This window comes from Marisediminitalea sp. (assembly GCF_984433645.1).
This window is the reverse complement of record NZ_CFIDRX010000074.1, coordinates 1-20,121: the sequence shown is the minus strand read 5'-3', so window position 1 is coordinate 20,121 and position 20,121 is coordinate 1. Positions and strand designations below refer to the sequence as shown.

13 protein-coding genes are annotated in these 20,121 nt (G+C 46.9%); 4 read left to right on the top strand and 9 right to left on the bottom strand.

Features of this window, described 5'->3' with window-relative positions; all coding sequences use genetic code 11:
* Positions 1-35 precede the first annotated feature (35 nt).
* Positions 36-794, top strand: coding sequence for a DUF2034 domain-containing protein (locus AC4MRN_RS11085; protein ID WP_491203307.1), 759 nt, complete (start codon positions 36-38; stop codon positions 792-794).
* 12 nt (positions 795-806) lie between these two features.
* On the top strand, positions 807-1,556 hold the full coding sequence (locus AC4MRN_RS11080; protein WP_073323707.1) for an NYN domain-containing protein: 750 nt from the start codon (positions 807-809) through the stop codon (positions 1,554-1,556).
* Here the strand turns inward: AC4MRN_RS11080 and AC4MRN_RS11075 are convergent, their stop codons facing one another.
* Positions 1,557-1,820, bottom strand: a complete 264-nt coding sequence (locus AC4MRN_RS11075) for an RNase H1/viroplasmin domain-containing protein (protein WP_490403336.1) — start codon at positions 1,818-1,820, stop codon at positions 1,557-1,559.
* Positions 1,821-2,040: 220 nt separating this feature from the next.
* Positions 2,041-3,186 carry a flagellin N-terminal helical domain-containing protein gene (locus AC4MRN_RS11070; RefSeq protein WP_491203306.1) on the bottom strand — a complete coding sequence of 382 codons (1,146 nt, stop codon included), beginning with the start codon at positions 3,184-3,186 and terminating at the stop codon, positions 2,041-2,043.
* Positions 3,187-3,808: 622 nt separating this feature from the next.
* On the opposite strand from AC4MRN_RS11070, the gene AC4MRN_RS11065 reads away from it, so the two are divergent.
* Entirely contained in the window at positions 3,809-7,393 is a 3,585-nt protein-coding gene (locus AC4MRN_RS11065; RefSeq protein ID WP_491203305.1) for an FG-GAP repeat domain-containing protein, read from the top strand.
* Positions 7,394-7,515: 122 nt separating this feature from the next.
* On the opposite strand, the gene AC4MRN_RS11060 is transcribed toward AC4MRN_RS11065, so the two are convergent.
* The 7 genes from AC4MRN_RS11060 to AC4MRN_RS11030 form a co-directional block, all read right to left on the bottom strand.
* A complete protein-coding gene (locus AC4MRN_RS11060) occupies positions 7,516-8,514 on the bottom strand; it encodes a hypothetical protein (protein ID WP_491203304.1) in 999 nt (332 codons plus the stop codon).
* A 153-nt stretch (positions 8,515-8,667) separates the two neighbouring features.
* Positions 8,668-9,096 carry a hypothetical protein gene (locus AC4MRN_RS11055; RefSeq protein ID WP_491203303.1) on the bottom strand — a complete coding sequence of 143 codons (429 nt, stop codon included), beginning with the start codon at positions 9,094-9,096 and terminating at the stop codon, positions 8,668-8,670.
* Between the two features lie 358 nt (positions 9,097-9,454).
* Positions 9,455-10,108, bottom strand: coding sequence for a hypothetical protein (locus tag AC4MRN_RS11050; RefSeq protein ID WP_491203302.1), 654 nt, complete (start codon positions 10,106-10,108; stop codon positions 9,455-9,457).
* A gap of 18 nt (positions 10,109-10,126) precedes the next feature.
* Positions 10,127-10,618, bottom strand: coding sequence for an RNA polymerase sigma factor (locus AC4MRN_RS11045; protein ID WP_491203301.1), 492 nt, complete (start codon positions 10,616-10,618; stop codon positions 10,127-10,129).
* Positions 10,619-10,933: 315 nt separating this feature from the next.
* The gene (locus AC4MRN_RS11040) at positions 10,934-12,970 is read right to left on the bottom strand and encodes a caspase family protein (RefSeq protein WP_491203300.1); all 2,037 of its coding nucleotides are present in this window, start codon (positions 12,968-12,970) and stop codon (positions 10,934-10,936) included.
* Positions 12,971-12,985: 15 nt separating this feature from the next.
* Positions 12,986-13,399 (bottom strand): hypothetical protein, encoded by a 414-nt coding sequence (locus AC4MRN_RS11035; protein WP_491203299.1) that lies wholly within the window; start codon positions 13,397-13,399, stop codon positions 12,986-12,988.
* Positions 13,389-14,741, bottom strand: coding sequence for a CHASE2 domain-containing protein (locus AC4MRN_RS11030; protein WP_491203298.1), 1,353 nt, complete (start codon positions 14,739-14,741; stop codon positions 13,389-13,391). The genes AC4MRN_RS11035 and AC4MRN_RS11030 overlap by 11 nt, the downstream gene beginning before the upstream one ends.
* Before the next feature lie 273 nt (positions 14,742-15,014).
* On the opposite strand from AC4MRN_RS11030, the gene AC4MRN_RS11025 reads away from it, so the two are divergent.
* Positions 15,015-20,063 (top strand): caspase family protein, encoded by a 5,049-nt coding sequence (locus tag AC4MRN_RS11025; protein ID WP_491203297.1) that lies wholly within the window; start codon positions 15,015-15,017, stop codon positions 20,061-20,063.
* The last annotated feature ends 58 nt before the right edge of the window (positions 20,064-20,121 follow it).

Below are 20,121 nucleotides of genomic sequence, written 5' to 3'. Positions count from 1 at the left end.
TACACTTTAGGTAGTTAACACACGGATGTTTGTGAATGCCAAGAAACAAAACCACCTTTATTGACCTACTGGTAGAGTTACCATGGTGGGTGTCGGTACTAGTATCAGCCACGGCCTATGTGATGATGGCGTATGTGTTGCCATCCATTCAAACCGATAACCAAATCACCGACGCGGTGTTTCAAGCCTTCGTCATTCCAGCACCATATATTGCTGGCCTGATATTACTTGCTGTCCCCTTTGCGTTTTTGAATACTCGTCGTAAGGCAATACAACTAGATACCCAGCGTAATATCCAAACCGTGCGTGATTTGCACTGGCGTAACTTTGAAGAGTTGGTGGCCGAAGCCTATCGCAGGCAGGGTTACCGGGTAACGGAAGGTGGTTATGGTGCCGACGGTGGTATTGATTTAGAACTTCGCAAGGATGACCTGGTTACCTTGGTACAATGCAAGCAGTGGAAAACGCAAAAGGTCGGCGTGAATGTGGTGCGAGAAATGTTTGGTGTGCTGACTGCACATCAGGCCAACCATTTTATTATCATCAGTTCTGGCACCTTTACTCAACAAGCTATCGACTTTGCTGCAGGCAAACCTATCGAGCTAATTGATGGTCCAAAACTATTAGCTTTGGTAAACGATGTGCAGGTTTCACCTCAGGTGACTATTGAAAAACGCAAGGTATGCCCAAAATGTTCTGGTGAGTTAGTAGAAAGAACGGCCAAACGCGGCCCTAATGCCGGTAATGCCTTTTACGGGTGTTCTAACTTCCCGAAATGCCGTTATACCGAATAAGTAAGGATAGAGATGAAAGACCTGGATGTTCACAAGAAAGTGGCCGTACTGATTGATGCGGATAATGCACAGTTAGCCAAGCTATCACCGATATTAGATGAGATATCAGCGCACGGACATGTGCTCATAAAGCGGGCTTACGGTGATTGGTCTGCCGACACCTTAAAGAACTGGAAGAAGCCGCTTAATGAGTTAGCTATCCAGCCTATTCAACAGTTTGCCTATACCACCGGTAAAAACTCCACCGATGCATCGATGATTATTGATGCTATGGATTTACTGTATTCCGACCGTATTGATGCCTTTGCATTGGTTTCCAGTGATAGTGACTTTACCAAGCTAGCCTCACGGTTACGTGAATCGGAAAAGTTTGTGTTTGGTGTGGGAGAAAAGAAAACACCGGTATCGTTTCGAAATGCCTGTGATGATTTCATCTTCACCGAAAACTTAGGCGCAGAGCCGGTATCTAATAGTGATACACCAAAGCCGGATAACGCGATATCCACCAATGGCGCAGAAGAACTTATCCCGGTTTTGTTGAAAGCATGGGAACTGTATCAGAACGATGATGGTTGGGTTAACGTTGGTCCGGCGGGAAGCTTCTTAAAGCGTACCAAACCTGATTTTGATCCTCGTACTTATGGTTCAGCGAAGGTAACCGGCGTAGTTGCTGGCCTGTCTGCCATATTCGAAATGACTAAGTTGAAAGGTAAAGGGGCGACAAACGGGATCTTCTATCGCCCCAAGATTGCGACGCCTTAATCAAGCTCCCAAGACTGTAGTTCGTCTACGGCTAGACCGCTGCTTTATTTTTGGTTTGGCTTGCCGCCGTTGATAAACACCATGCGCTTCCCGTGCTTCAATTTCAGTGCGGTATCGGCAATATAGAGGGCAAGAATATTTTTTAGTTTGCGCCTCTACATCTTCCCATTCGTAGTAAACCCCAGGTTTAGTCCCTTCAGAAACAACGTAGTATCGGCGTCTAGAATGCACTTCTGGCTGGATATTAGACAAGTCTCTGGCCATATTAATCTCCTGTAAATAATGGCGTTAATTCTTAATTACGCTTTACAGCTTTTGAATTGGCAGGTTCAGTCGCTGGAAATTTGAATGGTAAAAACGTTTGACGCTTGCCAGTAGTGCAGAAAGTTACGCTCCTATATCTGGTAAATATACAAAGCAACTTCAATCGGAAGCAGCCCTTGCAAGTTTTGAAATCCAGACATTCTTTGCATCCATTGCAATATTAGTTTAGTAACGACAAGGCAAGTTGTGGACTTTGATTGGCCTGCGATAGAACCGATGTACTGGCTTGCTGAATAATTTGATTGCGAGTCAGGTTAGCAGTTTCTACTGCAAAATCCGTGTCTTTAATTCTGCTTTTGGCCGCTGCTACGTTTTCTCTAATGCTGGATAAGTTTCTTAAAGTGGATTGAAAGCGGTTTTGTTTGGCTCCTAATTCGGCACGGATACTATCCACAGTGGATAATGCCTTATCCAGGCTGTCGATATCCAAAAACAGTGCATCGTAGGTGCCGGTAGGATTGAAATTATTGCCAAGATCCATCGGGTTTGAAGAAGCCTGTGCAACACGTAATGGTTCATTGGTATTCGATACAACCTGACTACCTACTGTAATTAACGAATCAAATCCGCGAAAGGATAGTTGCTCATTTATTGTATCGACGATCGTTTGTGCGTCAGAGGTTGAATTTCCACCCAGTGCAACGGTAATTTCGCTGTAGGTATTACCACCATCAACGGAAGTTGCGAATTTATACGTACCTGCAGGTGCCAACCCGGTACTAAGAATTAGCTGCCCACTTCCCAGATCTCGGTAGGCCCCACTTACATCGTCACCATCATAACCAATCCCGAGCCCTTGGGATGATAGCCTGGCTGAACTACCCGAAAGTGATACATCTATAGTTTGCCCGGAATTAGCACCAACAAGAAAAGTTGCACTAAACGTTCCATCGAGCAAATTTCGTCCTGCGAATTGTGTATCATTAGCAATGCGATTTAGTTCGGTAGATAGCTGACTAATTTCTTTCTGTATCGCGGTATTATCAGCGACGCTATTGATGCCATTTTGTGATTGAATTGCCAGTTGCCGCATTCTCTGAATGATTGTTGTGCTCTCAGCCAGAGCGCTATCTGCAGTTTGGACCAACGATATCCCATCGTTAGCATTTCTGACAGCTTGTTCCAACCCAAGGATTTGTGATGTCATGCGATCAGATATTTGCAGGCCCGCCGCATCGTCTGCAGCCGCGTTAATTCTGAAGCCGGAAGAAAGTCGCTCTAAAGAAACGGTTAATTGGGAACCAGACTTTAAAAGCTGCCGTTGAGCATACAGCGAACTGTTATTAGTATTGACATATAGGCCCATGCTTCTTTAAAAGAAACCTGGCATCAGGTTTCCCACTACTCCTTTAGAAACTTTCCAACATTACAGACGGAACAATAACAACTTTCATAAATTGAACGCGCAGGTCGTTATCGGCAACTATCTGTAAACGTTTAATAAATAGAAATAACTCTTACATTTCATCAAGCATTGCATTGTCTTTGCTATAAAGACTCACCTGGTCCAGCCCCATTATTTCAACAAGATTTTTAATTGTGCGAAGTATTTGCAATGCACTTTCGGGTTGTTCTTGCCCGTTACTTTCAGAACATGATTTCATGTATAAACTTTTCATAATCCGTCATCAGTGGCGCTATGCTGGCCGTGTCGCGCTTCCTCATGCCAGGCATCTGCAAAGGAACACTTTTCCATTGCGATCGATAAACCCACGTGAATTTTTTATGTCTGATTTGCTATCGAATCACCGGTTTCTCTCAAAGCGCATAAAACTAACAAGTTGCCTACAACTTGCTTTCTTTGTTCAGGAAAATACAGCTTCGATTTTTCTGCTCTCATTCCAGCAGATAAGCCGTTGTTTCTTGTTTGTCTTTACGCTAAATTTACTGCTCGGAAAAATCCAATAACAATACATCAAGGAAGAGCTATGACTGCTAGTATTCGTCTTGGCGTGATCAGTGTAATCGCGTTGTCACTTTCAGCTTGTGGAGGCGGCGGTTCAGACTCTGGTACAGGGGGCGGAGGCTCTTCACCTGTCACATCATCTACCATCATTAAAAACGCTAAAGACTACAGTCCAGCACGCCTCAATACTGCAGCATCGTCTATCGCAAACGCGCAATACAAAGGCAAAACTACCAATGCAGAAGTCGATTTGGAATTAGTCCAACACGCATTTAACTTACTGTTTAGCGATTCTGGTATGGCTCTGCCTGAACTGGCAGAACAAGACTTCAGTGATGATGTGAAAAACGGCGCGATTAAAAAGACTTACGCTTGCGACCAAGGCGGAAACGTTTCTTACGACGGCAAGATATCTGGCGACTCAACGGGTATCATTGCAATGAGCTACCAGAACTGTTGGCTTTACAGTAATGGTGTTGCAATCTCTGGCTCAACGGCCATTGCGATCGAAAGTGTGTCAGACAGCAATGTGGAATACAGTATGTATTTCGACAATCTCAAATGGACATATGAAGGGACTCCATACACGCTGTCGGGTTTAGTGTCATTTAAAGAAGGTTTCGACGCCACTAGCGGAAATTACCAGGTAGAAACCTACCAAAATGTTGCATTTAATATTGGCTCTGAACAATACAAATTAGAAGGTGACTTTGATATGTCACCGTATTCTGGTGACTCAATTAGCCATGTTGAAGTTGATGTGTATATCGGCTCTGCAGGTAAACTGGTTATCGAGCTGGATAGTGCTGATGACTTCCCGCCCTATATGTACAGTGGAGAAATGACTGTCTCGGGTGATAAAACCGCAGCCTTACTGTTTGAGCAAGGCCCTATTCGCTATATGGAAGATACCGATAACGACGGTAACTATGATGTAGGTACTTACATAAGTAATATCTATGACTTGCTGGATGGTTCGCTGACAGACAAAACCCTTGTCGCTGTTAGCGATATGTCACTCCCTCCCATGGTGTATGCACCCGATTATTATTCATGGGAAACAGTGGATGCCACCACCCCCATTACCGTCAGTTCTGTCTATTATTATGATGAAGACACTTCCTATGAAGACTTAGCTATCAGCTATCGTTGGTATATTAATGGTAACCTCGTAGAAGACGTTTCAGGCGATACACTACCCGCTTACCGTGCAACCGTTAACGACCTGGTGGAAGTGGCTTTGGTGGTCTCAGACAGTGCCAATACCGTAGAATCTGATAGGACGACCATTGTACTTTCAGATGCACCAGCCCAGGTGGTGTTCGAAAATTTACCTGAATCCGTGCTGCCGGGCGACTATGTCGAGTTTAACGCGATAATTTCTGACCCAGACCTTGGAGACAATCAGGGTGTCGCTACATTAGTCTCAGCGCCCTCAGGCGCGACCATTAATGAGAATGGATTGATTTCCTGGCAAGTGCCGGGCAGTCAATTGTTTAAAACCCAGCGTTTCGCTTTCAACTTCTCGACTGGTGAAGATGATGCAGACGTCGTTGGTACCTATGTTTCAGTGACTAACAACGAAGTGCAAGAGTTAGCTCGCTCAGGAATTGAAGTGCCCAAATTAAACAATGCCATGGCGATTGGTGATTTTGACCACGACGGCGACAACGAAGTCCTTACTACTGATTCACAAAACCGTGTGTTCCTGCTTTCGTATCAAAACGGCAGTTATAGCCAGTCCTGGATGTATCCCTACATATTTGAGCAGGGCGGAAACGTCAAGCAAGTGCTTAGTACCGATGTCAATGATGACGGCTATCTCGATATTCTCGTGATTTCCAGTCATACCATCTCTTTGATTACCAACATTAATGAAGCAGCTACCACGCTGATGGAGACAGACAGTTACATACACAGCGCCATTCTTGGTGACATCGACAACGACGGTGATGACGAGCTGGCTTACCTTTATTCAAACAGTGACTATAGAGATGCCGACAACATTGTTGTAATAGATATCGCCTCACCAGAAGCACCTTTATTTACTTTTACCGCAGATGGGATCGCCGAAATTGCCTTAGGTAATGTAGATGATGATCCTCAACTGGAATTAGTGACCAACTCCGGACTGGTTTACGACCTTGAATCTGGTGCTAACCAGTGGTTTCTTGGCTCAGGTTTTGGCAGTAGTTATATCGCCGTAGCTGATATAAATGACGATGGTGTTGACGAAATTGTCGGCGCAGACAATTGGGATTACATATACGTGTACTCCGCACAAGACAAATCTCAGATCACCAGCATCGAGAATTTTAATACTTGTGATATTAGCGCAGGCAAGCTTACAGCAGATAGCGCTCCCGTGTTGCTTGTTGGTGATTGCCAATGGGGCAATATTCACGCTATGAAGCTAACTAACAACACACTCTCCTCTGTATTTACGGTGGATATGGTTGATCACGGTTCTGCTTCATTAACCCTTGGTGATGCAGATAATGATGGCTTGAATGAGCTATTATGGGCCACGGGAGTGACGAGTTCGGGCGAGGATTTACTAGTCACTGCTGATGTAACTGCCACGTCTGCGACAGTAAAGACAACGGCAACATCAGAGCAGCTTGATAGCTTTAATGCGGCAGGTTGGGCGGACTTATATCCGGGTGATGAGCGAGCCGTGTTCTTTGTTCCCAGTACGGGGAGTGGCTACGATGGCTCTAAAGTTTTATTGATGGACAGTACGGGGAGTTACACCACCAGCGAGGAGATCTCCTCCAACTGGGACAACTCCCGCATTGCTGTAACCAACGATTACAATAATGACGGCGCAGGTGATTTATTCCTTCCGTCAGCTGAAACCTACGATGGTTCTTTTGCAGCAATGCAGTTGAATGATTTCTCCATTCAGTATGAAATTACCGGTGAATACTCGAACGATATTTCAGTAATCAAGTCCTTCGACTTTAACAATGACGGCTTTGACGATGCCATCTTTGTCGATGATCGCACATTAAAAGCTGTCGACGTGAACAATCAGGTCATGTTGGCAACGTACACCATGCCGCAGTACTTCCGTGACTTTGACATTGTAACCATGGATGGCAATGTGTATGTTGCGCTCTCAACAGGTGATGACTCAACACAGCTACTCAAACCAACAGCTTCAGGCTTTTCCATTCAGGCAAGTACAAATACTTCCTGCGCACGTTTAGCATTTATTAATGCTGACAGTGATCCTGCTGCAGAGTTAGCTTGCTACAAGAGAAGTGGGCGATCACTGGTTTTATTTGATGTCACCGACGATAGCCTTAATCAAACGTCCGAGGTTTCGCTGGAAATGGAGATTGTCGATATGGTAGCCAACCCTTTAACAAACAGTGAACAGACTCTTCTGGTAACCGGGGAAAATGACGAGCAACACTGGGAAAATTATGGTTCATCGCGCCTCGGTGAAATGACTGTTGAAGGCAGCATGATTTGGCAGAGCCCGGCATTAATTGGTTCCCCTCGCAGTTATTCTATGCATGCAAGAAAATCTGCGCAAGGCAACCTCGAAGTCATGATGGCTACCGCCCGCGCAATGTACTGGTTGGGCCGCCCTCAGTAACTGATTAGTCAGAAACGACAAGCCGAATGTTACAGTGCTAACATTCGGCTTTTTTATGTCAGTATAAATATAACAACAATGCAAATAGCGCTTACGGACGAGTGTGTCGCAAAAAGTCCAGCCTATCTGGAAGAGGCCACATATTTACCTTGATCAAATGAATTCACAATACCGCGACTAGGAACACGGCAGGTTTTTGGAGCGTCTAAGAAAAACATACACTTGGGAGTATGATCTTCGAAAGTCAATTGCACAGCCCCCGTCATTGCACCACCTAACGAGTTAAACCGATAATTCGCAAACACGACTTTAGGACGACCCGCACTATCCGCTGAGACCACCTTTACGCCATATACATTGCCCTGCGAATAACGATTCATCATCCAACCTTTTGAGTTTTCTATAATCAAATCGTCAATCAGTTTAACCAGATTGATGTCTTCGGCCTTCAACTCGGCCGCTTTACTCACAATGACATCGTTCAAACGCTCACCGGATTCTAGTGTCAAGCCAGCCTGTCCCTTTGCGAATAGGTGCATGTTAGTCTCAAAACGTTTTAGCGCAGGGCCATCGCAAGCATTTTGCGCTACCAGCTTACTCATATCGTCCTGAACGCTAACCGCTTCATCAACAATACTCCTCGAAGCTAACGGATCTGGATTAGTAAACAATTGTCCAAACAAGGCATTACCCAATTCCCCCTTCATGGCTTCACTGGTTGAATAGAGTGCCGGGTCAGCATATACACCTGTGCCGAAGTCTTGATACTCAATGCATTGACTCGCCCCCGTGCGCCCACCATACATATTAACTTCGTATTGCTCTCGTACGCACTTTCTCTCAGTCATTTCCACTTTGTTTGCGGGTAAATATGCAGCGCATTGCCTACCAAAAGCAAAAAGGTAATTTCCAAATATGGTGTTAAACGCTACACCATTGCGGTCTAATTTGGCGTGTTCAAAGTCGCCTAAATAAATCGCTGTTAATTCAGACTCCAGGTTTAAATCTGCGTGGTTAAAGCTGTTAGCGGTTAATTGTGCTGCTAGTACCGAATTGCAAAGAAGACTGCAGCTGATGATAAATGCAAGATAAAACGATCTGACAGAAAAAAGTGTGAACATGATCTACGTCCTTATAGATTAAATTTCAACCAACTCAAGCGTAATTCATAATCAACTAAATTGAAACTTAGCTAACCTATAATTGTTCAATGTGAAATCTACTGGTGAGAACATGGAATCGATTGGCGTAAACCTATCTGCGTGTTCCGTCTACTAAGAAAAAACCATCTTCGATATTTCTATGGTGAAACCAATTAAGGCCAGTACGAGCCCAACACCACCAATCACATTGCCCCTGCCCAGCACAATACCGAGTCTGACAAACACTTTACTCACAAAAATCACTACGCCAAGGAACACGGTAAAGAGAGTAAACGCCACGTTGGCAACAATACTCATTGACGGGTCCATAATGGATACTACGGCTACGGAAATGACCCATATGACGATATAAGCGACGATTGCCAGCCAATTCCAGTATTGCTTAGTCGCTGGCTTGCCAGCCAGACGAAACTGGATACTCTCCAGGAAAGTTTTGAGGCGTTCCGCTAGCGGCGGCAAATAGAGCTCAATGGTAATCAACAATAAGCCGATGACCTGTATCGTAAAGCCTACCCAATTTATTACACTGTTAGTCAACACTTACCAACCTCCCTGTCTTTTACGTAAAGCAACGCCGTTGATTAGATAACCCCGGTTAACGGGCCAAACCGAGTCATATCAGCAAACATCCGCGTCCTAATTCGCGAAGCCAAGCGAAACGTATTCGTCGCTTTGCTTGCTGGTTGATTTTTAACTTAACACTATATGCCAACGATCATTCTTTGTGCTTTGACGCTGCGATTGCAATGATAACCACAATAACGACGACAACCACAGCGCCAATGACTGAACTACTCATAGTGAGCTCCTTTAATACAAACTACTAAAATTCAGGCGAAAATAGCGTCAAGTAACCATTTACCGCCTGTTGCACTGGGAAGACTGGGCCACCCCACACTCAGGCTTTTTCCATATTATCGAACTGATCTAACAGGTGCGTTAACCTGCTGCCTGACACTTCCCGATATAGCCATCCAATCAGCTTATTGCTTCTGTTTTCAGGTTTAAGCTGGTTAATAAGCAGCGCTACCAACACACCAAATACAGCAGAAATAATGGCAAATATTACCTTTGTTTCCGCAGGCATTAATGAGAATAAATCAATGCCGGCCACCAGCTCGTACCCCAGAAATACATAAGCCATGTAGAAAGGTGCGGATAGCAACAATAGTTTAAATATGGTCATGCCGTGTGCTCTCACAGCAATGAGGCCAGACAGCGTTTCTCTAACCGGTTGAGAAAAGTCAATTTTGCTCAATAGCACAACCTGACCAATGCTTCCCGCTAACCCCAATGTAGCAAAGACATTGAGCACTAAGGCCGACACAACAGGTGCCGTCAAACTCCAGGACGACACCACGTAATGCCAAAGACCCGCAATAATTACAAGGAACAGAAAGCCTTCTAACGACCTTGCCAAAATAAGCTTATTTAACTCACTTTTATGACCTTCCGACTGTATTTTCTGAAGCAGTGTTTTGTTCAGGCTCATACACTCGTCCAGCTTTTCACTGTGTGCCTGCCACATGGATTGCATTTGATCTAAATTCATCCTGATTACCCCTTCGGTTTACGCCGTTTTCAACTTTAACTTCTGTTTAATACGACTGATTTTGGTAGAGACATTTGAAATCGTGATATTTAAATTGGCCGCAATTTCAGCCTGGTTTTCGCCTTCTAAATACATCAGTAATACCGCTTTATCTATGTCGTTAAGTTCGTTTATGAACGCGTATAACGCACTCAAGTTTTGTTCATTTTCGCTCTCTTGAACCATATCGTAAGTGAGCAACCTGTCTTCTATTTCTGTGTGTTTGTAGGCGGCCGACTTGTCTTTGCGGTAGACAGAAATGGCGACATTCAGCGCCACCCGATACATCCATGTTGTGACTTTGAACGCGTCATTGTAGGTATCTAAAGAACGCCAGATTTGAGCCAGGATCTCCTGAACTAAGTCTTCCCGATCAAACTCATTACTGCAGTAGGAACGCGCGACTTTAAACACAATGCCCTTGTGTTTTTCTAAGATGTCTAAGTACAGCTGATGCCGTTCGACGCTCATTTCACGTTTCTCAATGGTTTAATTCTCCCCGCATCCAAAATTACATGCCCAACTTTGTTTATAGAGGCTTGGCACAGCAACCCCCATAAAGCCGTCTGTTCCCTCGAAAAAAAGAGGTACTTTATGAATGATTCGCAGCCGGAGAAAAAATCTCACACTATTTTTTAAAATACTTAAAAAAAGCGGCTTAGTGCATAAATGCACTGCCAATGAAAACGTCTTTCGTGAGGCTTCAGGTATTCACACTATCTCAAGCTACAGCATTAATCGCCGTGCGTCAGGAAGAAAGGGACGAGGAAATAGCGGTGCAACTGATTAGTTTTTGCCTTTTGCGGTTTGCCAGCGAATGACAGATATGGTTGCCTGATTAGTTGCGCTCGACTTAGTAAAGCCACGAGACTGGGGCGCATCGCCCAAAGCCTGCGCAAAGAAATCAATCCCACTGGCCCCTCGGCTGAACACATTTGCGTTTAATGGAGGTTGCTGTAAATGCATCAGGTTGGTTGGCGGATCTTGCCGATTGACCGGTGTAGCGATAATCATAAACTGCTCGGTGCCCAGCGTGGAGGCATCAATGGTCCCCTCAAAATCAGTGGCTTCGCCAGGCTGCAAACGACCGCTGGTGCCCGGTTCAGGGTAAATTTGGGTTATCCCAAACAGGCTATCAATAAACAAAATTGTCACGTCTAACGCTCGAACGGTACTGTTTACAAATTCAACGCGCAATTCGTCGCCGTCTTGGAGTACCAGGCCTCGCTCCGGTGACATGAGCTCAAATGCCTGGCCGGGGCGCCTGCGTTCAACGAAACTATTTACCCCATCGATGCCGATCAGACTGTCTGACAAGCGCATCAAATTTAACGCCCTTACCGTACGAGTCAGCATATTCGAGAGTAAACCGGCATAACCTGAAGCCTGTCCGAGAGGGTGGCTTTTGAAACGCGTATCCGCACCGGCGCAGTTCTCCGTGGGTGTTATGTTAAGCTCGCAGGGCAATTGGTCTTGCAGCGTAAGTAAATAAAGAGCTTTGCTACCCGGATACAAGCTAATATCCGCATCATCCTCTACGCCTACCCAATTCAATGTTCGTGACAACAACGCATTGTTTACCAGTGATTGCTGAGCTTGAATCCAGGCATCGCTTGGCGGCGTCAGCCACTTTACTCGCAACGGCGCGGGAAAAGCCGGGCGACTCAACTCAGCATAGTAGGTTCCGCTGGTCAAAGAAGTGGGTATAGCGAGTGTTGACTGGGTAAGTTGTGCATGCTCAACACTGGCCTGGCTAATCATCTCGGCACCGGTAATTTCTTCGTATAACGCCACCTGCGCGCCGGTTTCAAATCCTTGTAACGACCCGGCCTGCATATGAAAAGTCTGACCTTTTACGCTCACGGCAAAGCGCTGCTGTACTGGTCCTTCGCGATGAAATAACGGTCTGTCCAGACTGTCCCCTTCGAACAATGGGGTCGTTCTGAACCAGGGCATACTGTTATAACTTGCTAACACCATTTGCGCTAATTGCCGGTAAGTGGCGTTGGGGAATCGACTCACCAAACGACTAATAGAAAAACTGAATAATCCCTGTGCGGCCTGGGTATCGCCTTGTGGCAAATTCATCTCAGGCGCTTCTTCGGTATTTTGTGCGGCGTAGAAAGCGACAAGCGCGCCTTTGTTACCGCCCGGTTCAGGTTGATTCGACACAACAGCTGAACTGAAGGTGCTCTGCGGCGCATTGGGCTTTGTAACCCCGTCAGGAATCCCCAACGACGCGGGGTTAACGTTGCGCATTTTCACACTGTCATTGGTTAAACTGCGCGACATTGTGCCAGAATGGCAAGAATCAAAAATAAGCCAGACATCGGCGCCTTTATTGCGAATAGCATCCAGTGCCCTACCCACTTCATCGTCGGTTAATGCGTTGGGCACCTGTGAGGTTTGCATATCCCAGTTGGTCACATCTCTCGGCAAAAATATCTCGTCTAATCCATCCGTTTCCGTTCGAAAATCATCAGATGGCTGCTGGCTACCATGCCCGGAAAAATGCAAATACACAAAGTCACCGGCCTTCACTTTGCCGGCCAGAGACGCGAGTGCTTGCATAATTTTGGCTTTCGTAGGGAGTCCATCAGACTCAATACCGTCAGCCAACAGCGTTATGTTATTTTCGCTGAACTGCTGCCCTAACAACATGTGCTTCGCCACCAGCATGTCGTTAGCCGGACCGCGCAACGAGAGTTCAGGGGAGAGATTGGGATATTCTGAGACCCCCACCAGTAAAGCGTATTGTTGTGCCGATAGCGCAGATCTCGCCAACAGCAAGGTGAATAGTAATACACAGATTCGCTTTACCATGTTGGCTCCCAGGCTCTAGTTTTCTTCTTCGGTGCTAATACAAGCAATCACGGGCACGTCTGCTTCGTTTCCGCGCATAGCGTAGCCGCGGTATTCCTGTTGTTTGCTCTTTAAATTGTCCTGGCAGACCAGTTGCAATACTGTTTCAGTATTTAAGCGAACCGCATGCCGAGGGATCCAATACCACCCCCTGGGTTTTCGCAATAATACCTGAATACGATTCTTATCCTCGGCCCGCACCATAATCGGTGGCGACGGCAGCTCGCTGCGCTTCAGGAACTTAACCACACCATTATTCATCTCAGCATCAATGACCGGCAACAGCCACTCAGAAATCAGTAAAGGCTGACTTTCTTCCTCTGCATGCGTTTGTGTGCAACAACAAACAAACGTGAGCGCTATCAACCATTTCACTATCCTAGCTCGCATCTGTTTTCTCTACCGTAGAAAAGCGTTCAGACATGCCCTGCAGGAATTTTTGCCCTGCAAACCCAAGTGCCAACAGCGATATCCAACCCGATGGCGCAAAATGCCAGAGCTTCATATTAAGCAAAATAAGCGTCAATGCGAACAACAGCCCTACTACCCGATAATGGTCCTTTGCACGCACTAACAATGGATGAGTTAAGCCGGGGTAGTTAATCGACGTTAAAAATAGCGCAAATACGCCCCAGTAGGCCAATAGCCACCAGCCAGCCAAATCACTGTTTCGCAGGTATTCCGGCCCGTAATTCAGCAGGTTATCCAGTGCCATCGCGTGCATCATTACCCCGGGCACCGTGCCATGCACTGGTGACTCAGCAAAGTCATACACTCCCTCAATTTGCCCGCCGACCAACACTAGCTTACCTGCCAGCAGTGATTTAAGTTGCTGCCGAACACTGTCTTCTTCTGACCTTGCCATGGCAACCACTTCGTCCCAAAACAGTATTTGATGTGACAGACAGACTGGCTTATGTTCACTCTCCATCCAATCCTGATGAAAAGCGCTGCTAACAATGTCACTGCCAATTGAAATAGCGCTGGCAATCATGCTTTGCTGAGGTTCTTCACATTGGTTTTGGCGATGAGGCAGTGCCGGGGCGACATAGCTACTCCAACGCACACTCATTCTGTCTTCGAACAGTTCAGGTGACGTTGCGCAGTTCTGCTGCTTGCAGTAGTGCTGATACAAAGCGAACCCTGCTGAGGGTTCAGTGCCAGACAGTAATGGATAGTCATCACCAGCGTCATCCCAGGCCGTGATCACCGGCGTAACAGTTTCCTCAAGCTGTGTAATGACGTTGTTTTTCTGTAGATCGGTCGCGGTGCCCGCTGCGAACAAAAGGGGCACACCGGTCGCTTGCTGATTCAGTTTCAAGGCTGTAATGGCGCGTTCAAACCCTGGGTCCATAGACCGGCGTTTCATCCACATCACGTCATAAAAAATGGCTGAAGGTGCTTGTGCCATGACAGTGGTAAGCAAACCGACCTGGTCCTGATAGCTCAAAGGCCAGTCATTCGATTGCAGAAATGCGGGGTAGAGATTCTCAATGCTGCGGTCATTAAACACGACGACCACAATATTTTCCTGACCTTTCGAATGGTCATAAAGATTGGCGCTAAGGCGGTAAATGGTTTTTTGCGAAGCATCGTCACTGATCCCGCCCAAGCCAAAGGGGTCGGAAAAAATAAGCCAATACCCTAGTAGTAGCAGCAACAGCCAGGTTATGACGGGCTGCCACGAGGAACGCCAGAGACGTCTTCCCGACGATTCAATCCAATGAAACAACAGTTTCTCCTACTCTGTCTGCAAATGAACATAACCATGCACCTCGCCCAGCTTTGTTCAAGAATTCGCAGTTGCTATCAGTACATGCTTGATATCTATACCAGTATGGCAACATATCTGCCTGATTACCGCATGTAAACAAGAAATTAAACCGCTACCTGAATGTGCCACATTACATTAGCCGTTGTATGCACAATCAGCGCTTTGTCGAAGCATGTTTACTCCCTTTGTTTTATGTTACCGTGAATTGGGTAGTGTTGACATGTGATTACTATGAGTAAAAAAATCAGGCTCGGTTTGTTCATCTTTGTGTGCTTTTTCAGTTTGTCGGCGCTGGCCCAAGACGCTGATAACCGTACACCCGACCCGGACTACGACACCCCACCGCCCGAGATAACCCAACTACTATCCGAACAGTGTGACAGCAAACAATTAAGCGTCACTGACTGTGTCGGAGTGCTCTCTGATCAACTTATCAATATGGCGCAGTCACCTTTACCAACCACAGAGCAAGAACAAAAAGAGTTCATGCTCAAAAAAGGTTACCTGGCGGAAGCAGGCGCTTTATTGCTACGAAATCTGATAAGCCAGAGTAGCCCTTCAGACCGAGAGTATTATGTTCGAGTAAATAGTTTCAACGTACTGGTTAATATGGCCTTGGAGAGCTACATGGCCGCAGACCACAATCCCCGGAAGTGGGCTATGTTGCTGGCCCGGGTTGAAGCAACAGTAATGGCAAACACCTTTAATCCGGAAGTCCTAAACCAGGTCATTACTGTTATAGACAACGTATTTGGACAACTTCCTGAGGTAGCCCCTATTACCAAGTTTAAGTTGTTAGAACAGAAATTTGGCATATTGCTGACTTTGCGCAACAACGAGAGGAATGCGCAGTTTAGTCTGCCCCGGGAGCAGCGACAATGCGATCCTCAGCAGCTTCAAGCTCGTCTTCAAACCCGCAAGCAGTTGGAAGAATATGCGAAGTCCCGTGAATTATGGCCGCAATGGGTCAATTTTCTTCGTATCTATGCCGGTGGTGATGAATGTGAGCAAGGAGACAACTTAGACACATCACAGTTTTTTGCAGACAAACTGGCCGCTCGCGAGCTTGCCATTGAACACGGATTGTATAAACAGGCTGTGCAATTGTTACTTGAAGACAGCACGGTTAATTTGCCTAATGCGCCGGGACATCCGGACGTGATCAAGGCTTATCAAAACTTCACTCAAGCCGAGAACCTCGCCAACGGCGATGCAAAACTTCTTTTAGACATTGCTTTACAGCGCTTCACCGTGGCACTAAAAGCCGGATTGGATAAAGGTATTAGAGAGGCCGAACGGCAATTTGAACAAAGAATTAAAACGTATGCTGAGCAAGGCGGGCAAGAATTAACCTGGCAAGAAATGGCGGTGCTCTATGAAAAATATGCCATTTATGAGTTTAACCGGGGTAACTCAGCCAAAGCCGCCAAAGTGTATGAAGAGATGCAGCCCTTTATAGAACGCTACGGTAATGAACAACAGCTACTCAACTGGAAAGTGAACCTACAGTTATTACAACTGCCGCAATCAGACCCAACAAGCGTTTATCAAAATTTGCTGGCTCTGCACCAACAAGCCAACAACGAAGAGTGGGCTACACGCTACCATTCCGGATTCAATTTTAGCACTTTTCGTATACGCGAGAACCTGGCCTATGTTGCCGAGCTGAACGCTGACCAACAAGCATTAGGTGAATGGCTTCCCATGCTCGCCGACGATGAATTAGGCAGTAATAACGACAAAGAGTCGGCAGGTTTATATCACTACTATCTGGCCCTATGGCAAGCAACACATCAGCAAATCGCAGAAGCGAAGCAAAACCTCTCGTGGGTTGAAAAAGGGTTTAAGGTCGACGACGAAATGGTCAAACTGTCCAGTAAAGCCATTGAGGCCAGCGAAACCAGTCCGGACTTTGCGTTGCAAATTAACCGTTCCATGCTGCGCCCTAAATTCTTCGATACCTTTCATACTGACTATTTTTCCGGTCGGTTAAATGGACTACAAGACAGCAGCGCGTATCTTGTAAGTACACCTGCTCAAGGCAAGAATCCACTCCCGGCACTGACTGTAGGTAAACACCTCAAAGGCCAGCAAAGCTGGTTACGTGCAATCAACCAACTGGCCGTCACACCGGACGGGCAAGTAGCCATTCATTGTTTATCCAGCGGCCGTTGTACTTTATGGCAAACCCAAAACGGCCGAACGCTGCGCGATGTCCAAGTCGGCAGTGAAGTGGTGCAATGGTTACGTATTCCGGCCGATGGCAAGTCATTTTTTACCGTGTCGGGACAGCTTGAACAAAAAGTACGCCAGTGGGACATTGACACCGGCAGACTGCTGGCAACTTATTACCCTGGCCCTTCCAACGGTCGGACTGGTATGGCACTCACCACCAGTGGCCGCTATCTGGCAATGACAGGTGACGGCGGCGTAGCAGTATGGGACACCACAACCGGCCAGCCTTTGATTTACAGGCAATCAGAATACTTTTCCGTGCAAACCTCTGAATTCAATATGCTGCCGGAAATAACAGCAGGAAAACACAGCGATGAATTTCTGCTGACATTTTATCGCGGCGAAGCAGAGTCAAAGGAATTCACCGCTTATCGTTGGTCACCAACAACCGATCAGTTAACCAAGGTGGTTGATTGGATGACTGAGACTGAATTCAATTCCAACATCGGCAGCGAGCTCCCTGAGTGCCGTATTTCCTGTATTGATTACGCCCAGTCTACTCAATCTAACAGAGTGCTATACGCCGAGGATCTGAGCGGCAAGATTGTTGTTCAATCCAGTGAAAATCAGTTACAAGTGAGCCGTAATGGCAGCCCACAAGAGGAATACCGGCTGGACACCGATGCGGTCAAACACATTATGCTGGATGAAGAAAACCAGTGGCTTTGGACAATAACGCAAGGAGCCCGGACTAAAAACACGTGGGATGTAGAATGGCAATTGAATCGATGGGATTTGCAATCCGGTCGCAGCGAAACCTTGCTGAATCTACCCAGTTTGGACCACATGCTCAGTCAGAATGGCTATTTATGGCAAGTTTTGGGAGAGCGTATTCAGGTAACAGAGTTGTCGCAACAGCCGTATACCAAGGAAGTCAGAGTACCCGATTGGCCTGATGGAACCTCGCCGGACGTGGAAACCTTGTGGTGGTATGAAGACTCACTGTGGGCATTAGAAACAAACGGTTACTACGGCGATGAGCGGGTTTATAAGGTGCGTCAAATGAACCCGGGGTCACTAGATACACTGTCCCTGGTAGATGTGCACAGCCAGGACAGCTGGTTAGCACCGGATACCCAACACAACCGGTTGGTTTTTGTGAAATCCAACGGCTATGGCAACCCCGGGCAACTGATATATGTTGACGCTGCCACGGGAGAACAACTCAATACCCTCGATGTTGACTACGAGATGTCTTCCCCCACCCCAGCACTCACGTTGTTGAGCGATTTACCTGCCACATTACAAAGGGTACAAGGCCGGTATGAAAAGCTGCGTGGCTATGCACCTGACGGCAGTGTGTCCTGGCAGTGGGATTCTACCGTTGGAGATATTTCTTCGCTAAACATGACTCCGGATAAGCTCGCAGTATTGGTGGAAGTGGATGGCGAGGAGTCCAGTTTTGTTTATCGCATTCGTTTACAAGACGGACAGGTAGAACAGCATTGGGTCACATCAGGTCAACTGATGCAATTAGTTCAAACGGCCAACAATCGCACGCTGTTAATGGCTACCGTTGATGGACGCATATTGTGGTGGCCGACACAACAAAACGCCCCTCTGTTATCTCTGATGCATCTGGCCGACAGTGGCTTTCTGGTAGTGGACCAGCGCGGTTTCTACGACAGTAATCGCCCCGGTGATATCCCGGCAGTAAGTTGGGTGATGGCTGACGAACCTCGCCAGGCATTGCCGCTAGAAGCTTTTATGCGCGACTTTTATCAGCCCGGTTTGTTTGGCCGATTGCTGGCTGGAGAAATACTTCAACTGCCCACCTCACTGTCTGATTTGAATCGGGTCCCCCCCAAAGTGGACATTGTTTCGGTAGAAACCCAGTCCAATGGTAAGGCACGTATCACCGTCAAAGTGGAAGACGTGGAAGGCGCCAGCGCACACTCTGGCGCCGAGGATGTTCGGGTCTTCCGCAATGGTCAGCTGGTAGGGTTTTATCCCGAAAATGACGGTGATGCGCTGGCAGATAAAACACAAACAACCCTCACCTTTGACGATATCGCCATTCCCCCCAACGCGTCCGAGCTTGCCTTCAGCGCCTATGCCTTTAACAAGGACGGGGTGCGCAGCGAGCGGAGTGTTGTGAACTACAAACCCAGTGACTCACAGCGGTACTCTCCCCGTCTGGCGATTGTGATCAGCATCGGCGTAAACGAGTACGAAAACCCAAGTTGGAACCTCCGCTATGCCGCCAATGACGCCCTCGTGATGGAACAAACACTGGGGGCGTCTATGCAGGCGTTGAATGAGTTTGATGACGTGATCCGCATCCCCCTTATTTCCGCACCGGGTCAGGATCGCCGCGCAACTAAAAAGCAACTTCACCAGGTTGTTGAACAATTGCACGACGGCACGTTTATGGATGCCAATGGCCAACTAATAAAAGCCGACATTAACGATGTGCTGTTTGTTACCTTTAGCGGACACGGATACGTGCACGACAATGGGCAGTTTTACTTTTTACTGGAAGATATTGGTAGCGGTTCACAGCGGCAAATAAATCAACAGGTCCTCAATAACGCGTTGTCGAGCGACGAACTGTCTCACTGGCTAAGGCCGTTGGATGTGCAACAAATGGTCATGGTGGTAGATGCCTGTCATTCTGCCGCCAGTATCGCCTCAAGTAATTTTAAGCCCGGTCCAATGGGCAGCCGCGGATTAGGGCAACTCGCCTACGATAAAGCCATGCTGTTTTTAACCGCAAGTCAGGCCGAACAATTCGCCATGGAAAGCGATAATCTGCAGCACGGATTTTTGAGTTACGCCCTATTGGTTGAAGGCCTACAAGACGATCAGGCTGACTTTTTGCCACAGGACAAGCAAGTCGGCGCCCTTGAGTGGTTGCAATATGGCGCACAGCGGGTGCCACAAATCAGTGTTGCTCTGTCGAAAGGTGAATTTAACGCTGGCGGTCGGGGCTTCAGCCTGAAGAAAAAGGAAAACAAACCGGCCGTAGCCACACAAAAACCGTACTTGTTTGATTTTAGTCAGGACGCAGCGTTGATCCTGAAAGTGACTGCCGAGGCTCAGTAACGAATGACGCCGCTAAAAAACGTAATCAACATCAGGCTTGGCTATGGATTATCCGCTA

Coding starts and splice junctions, on each gene's coding strand:
- AC4MRN_RS11050 (WP_491203302.1), bottom strand. CDS start 10,108: ATGAATTTAGATCAAATGCAATCCATGTGGCAGGCACACAGTGAAAAG.
- AC4MRN_RS11025 (WP_491203297.1), top strand. CDS start 15,015: ATGAGTAAAAAAATCAGGCTCGGTTTGTTCATCTTTGTGTGCTTTTTC.
- AC4MRN_RS11035 (WP_491203299.1), bottom strand. CDS start 13,399: ATGCGAGCTAGGATAGTGAAATGGTTGATAGCGCTCACGTTTGTTTGT.
- AC4MRN_RS11070 (WP_491203306.1), bottom strand. CDS start 3,186: ATGGGCCTATATGTCAATACTAATAACAGTTCGCTGTATGCTCAACGG.
- AC4MRN_RS11060 (WP_491203304.1), bottom strand. CDS start 8,514: ATGTTCACACTTTTTTCTGTCAGATCGTTTTATCTTGCATTTATCATC.
- AC4MRN_RS11065 (WP_491203305.1), top strand. CDS start 3,809: ATGACTGCTAGTATTCGTCTTGGCGTGATCAGTGTAATCGCGTTGTCA.
- AC4MRN_RS11085 (WP_491203307.1), top strand. CDS start 36: ATGCCAAGAAACAAAACCACCTTTATTGACCTACTGGTAGAGTTACCA.
- AC4MRN_RS11075 (WP_490403336.1), bottom strand. CDS start 1,820: ATGGCCAGAGACTTGTCTAATATCCAGCCAGAAGTGCATTCTAGACGC.
- AC4MRN_RS11080 (WP_073323707.1), top strand. CDS start 807: ATGAAAGACCTGGATGTTCACAAGAAAGTGGCCGTACTGATTGATGCG.
- AC4MRN_RS11045 (WP_491203301.1), bottom strand. CDS start 10,618: ATGAGCGTCGAACGGCATCAGCTGTACTTAGACATCTTAGAAAAACAC.
- AC4MRN_RS11040 (WP_491203300.1), bottom strand. CDS start 12,970: ATGGTAAAGCGAATCTGTGTATTACTATTCACCTTGCTGTTGGCGAGA.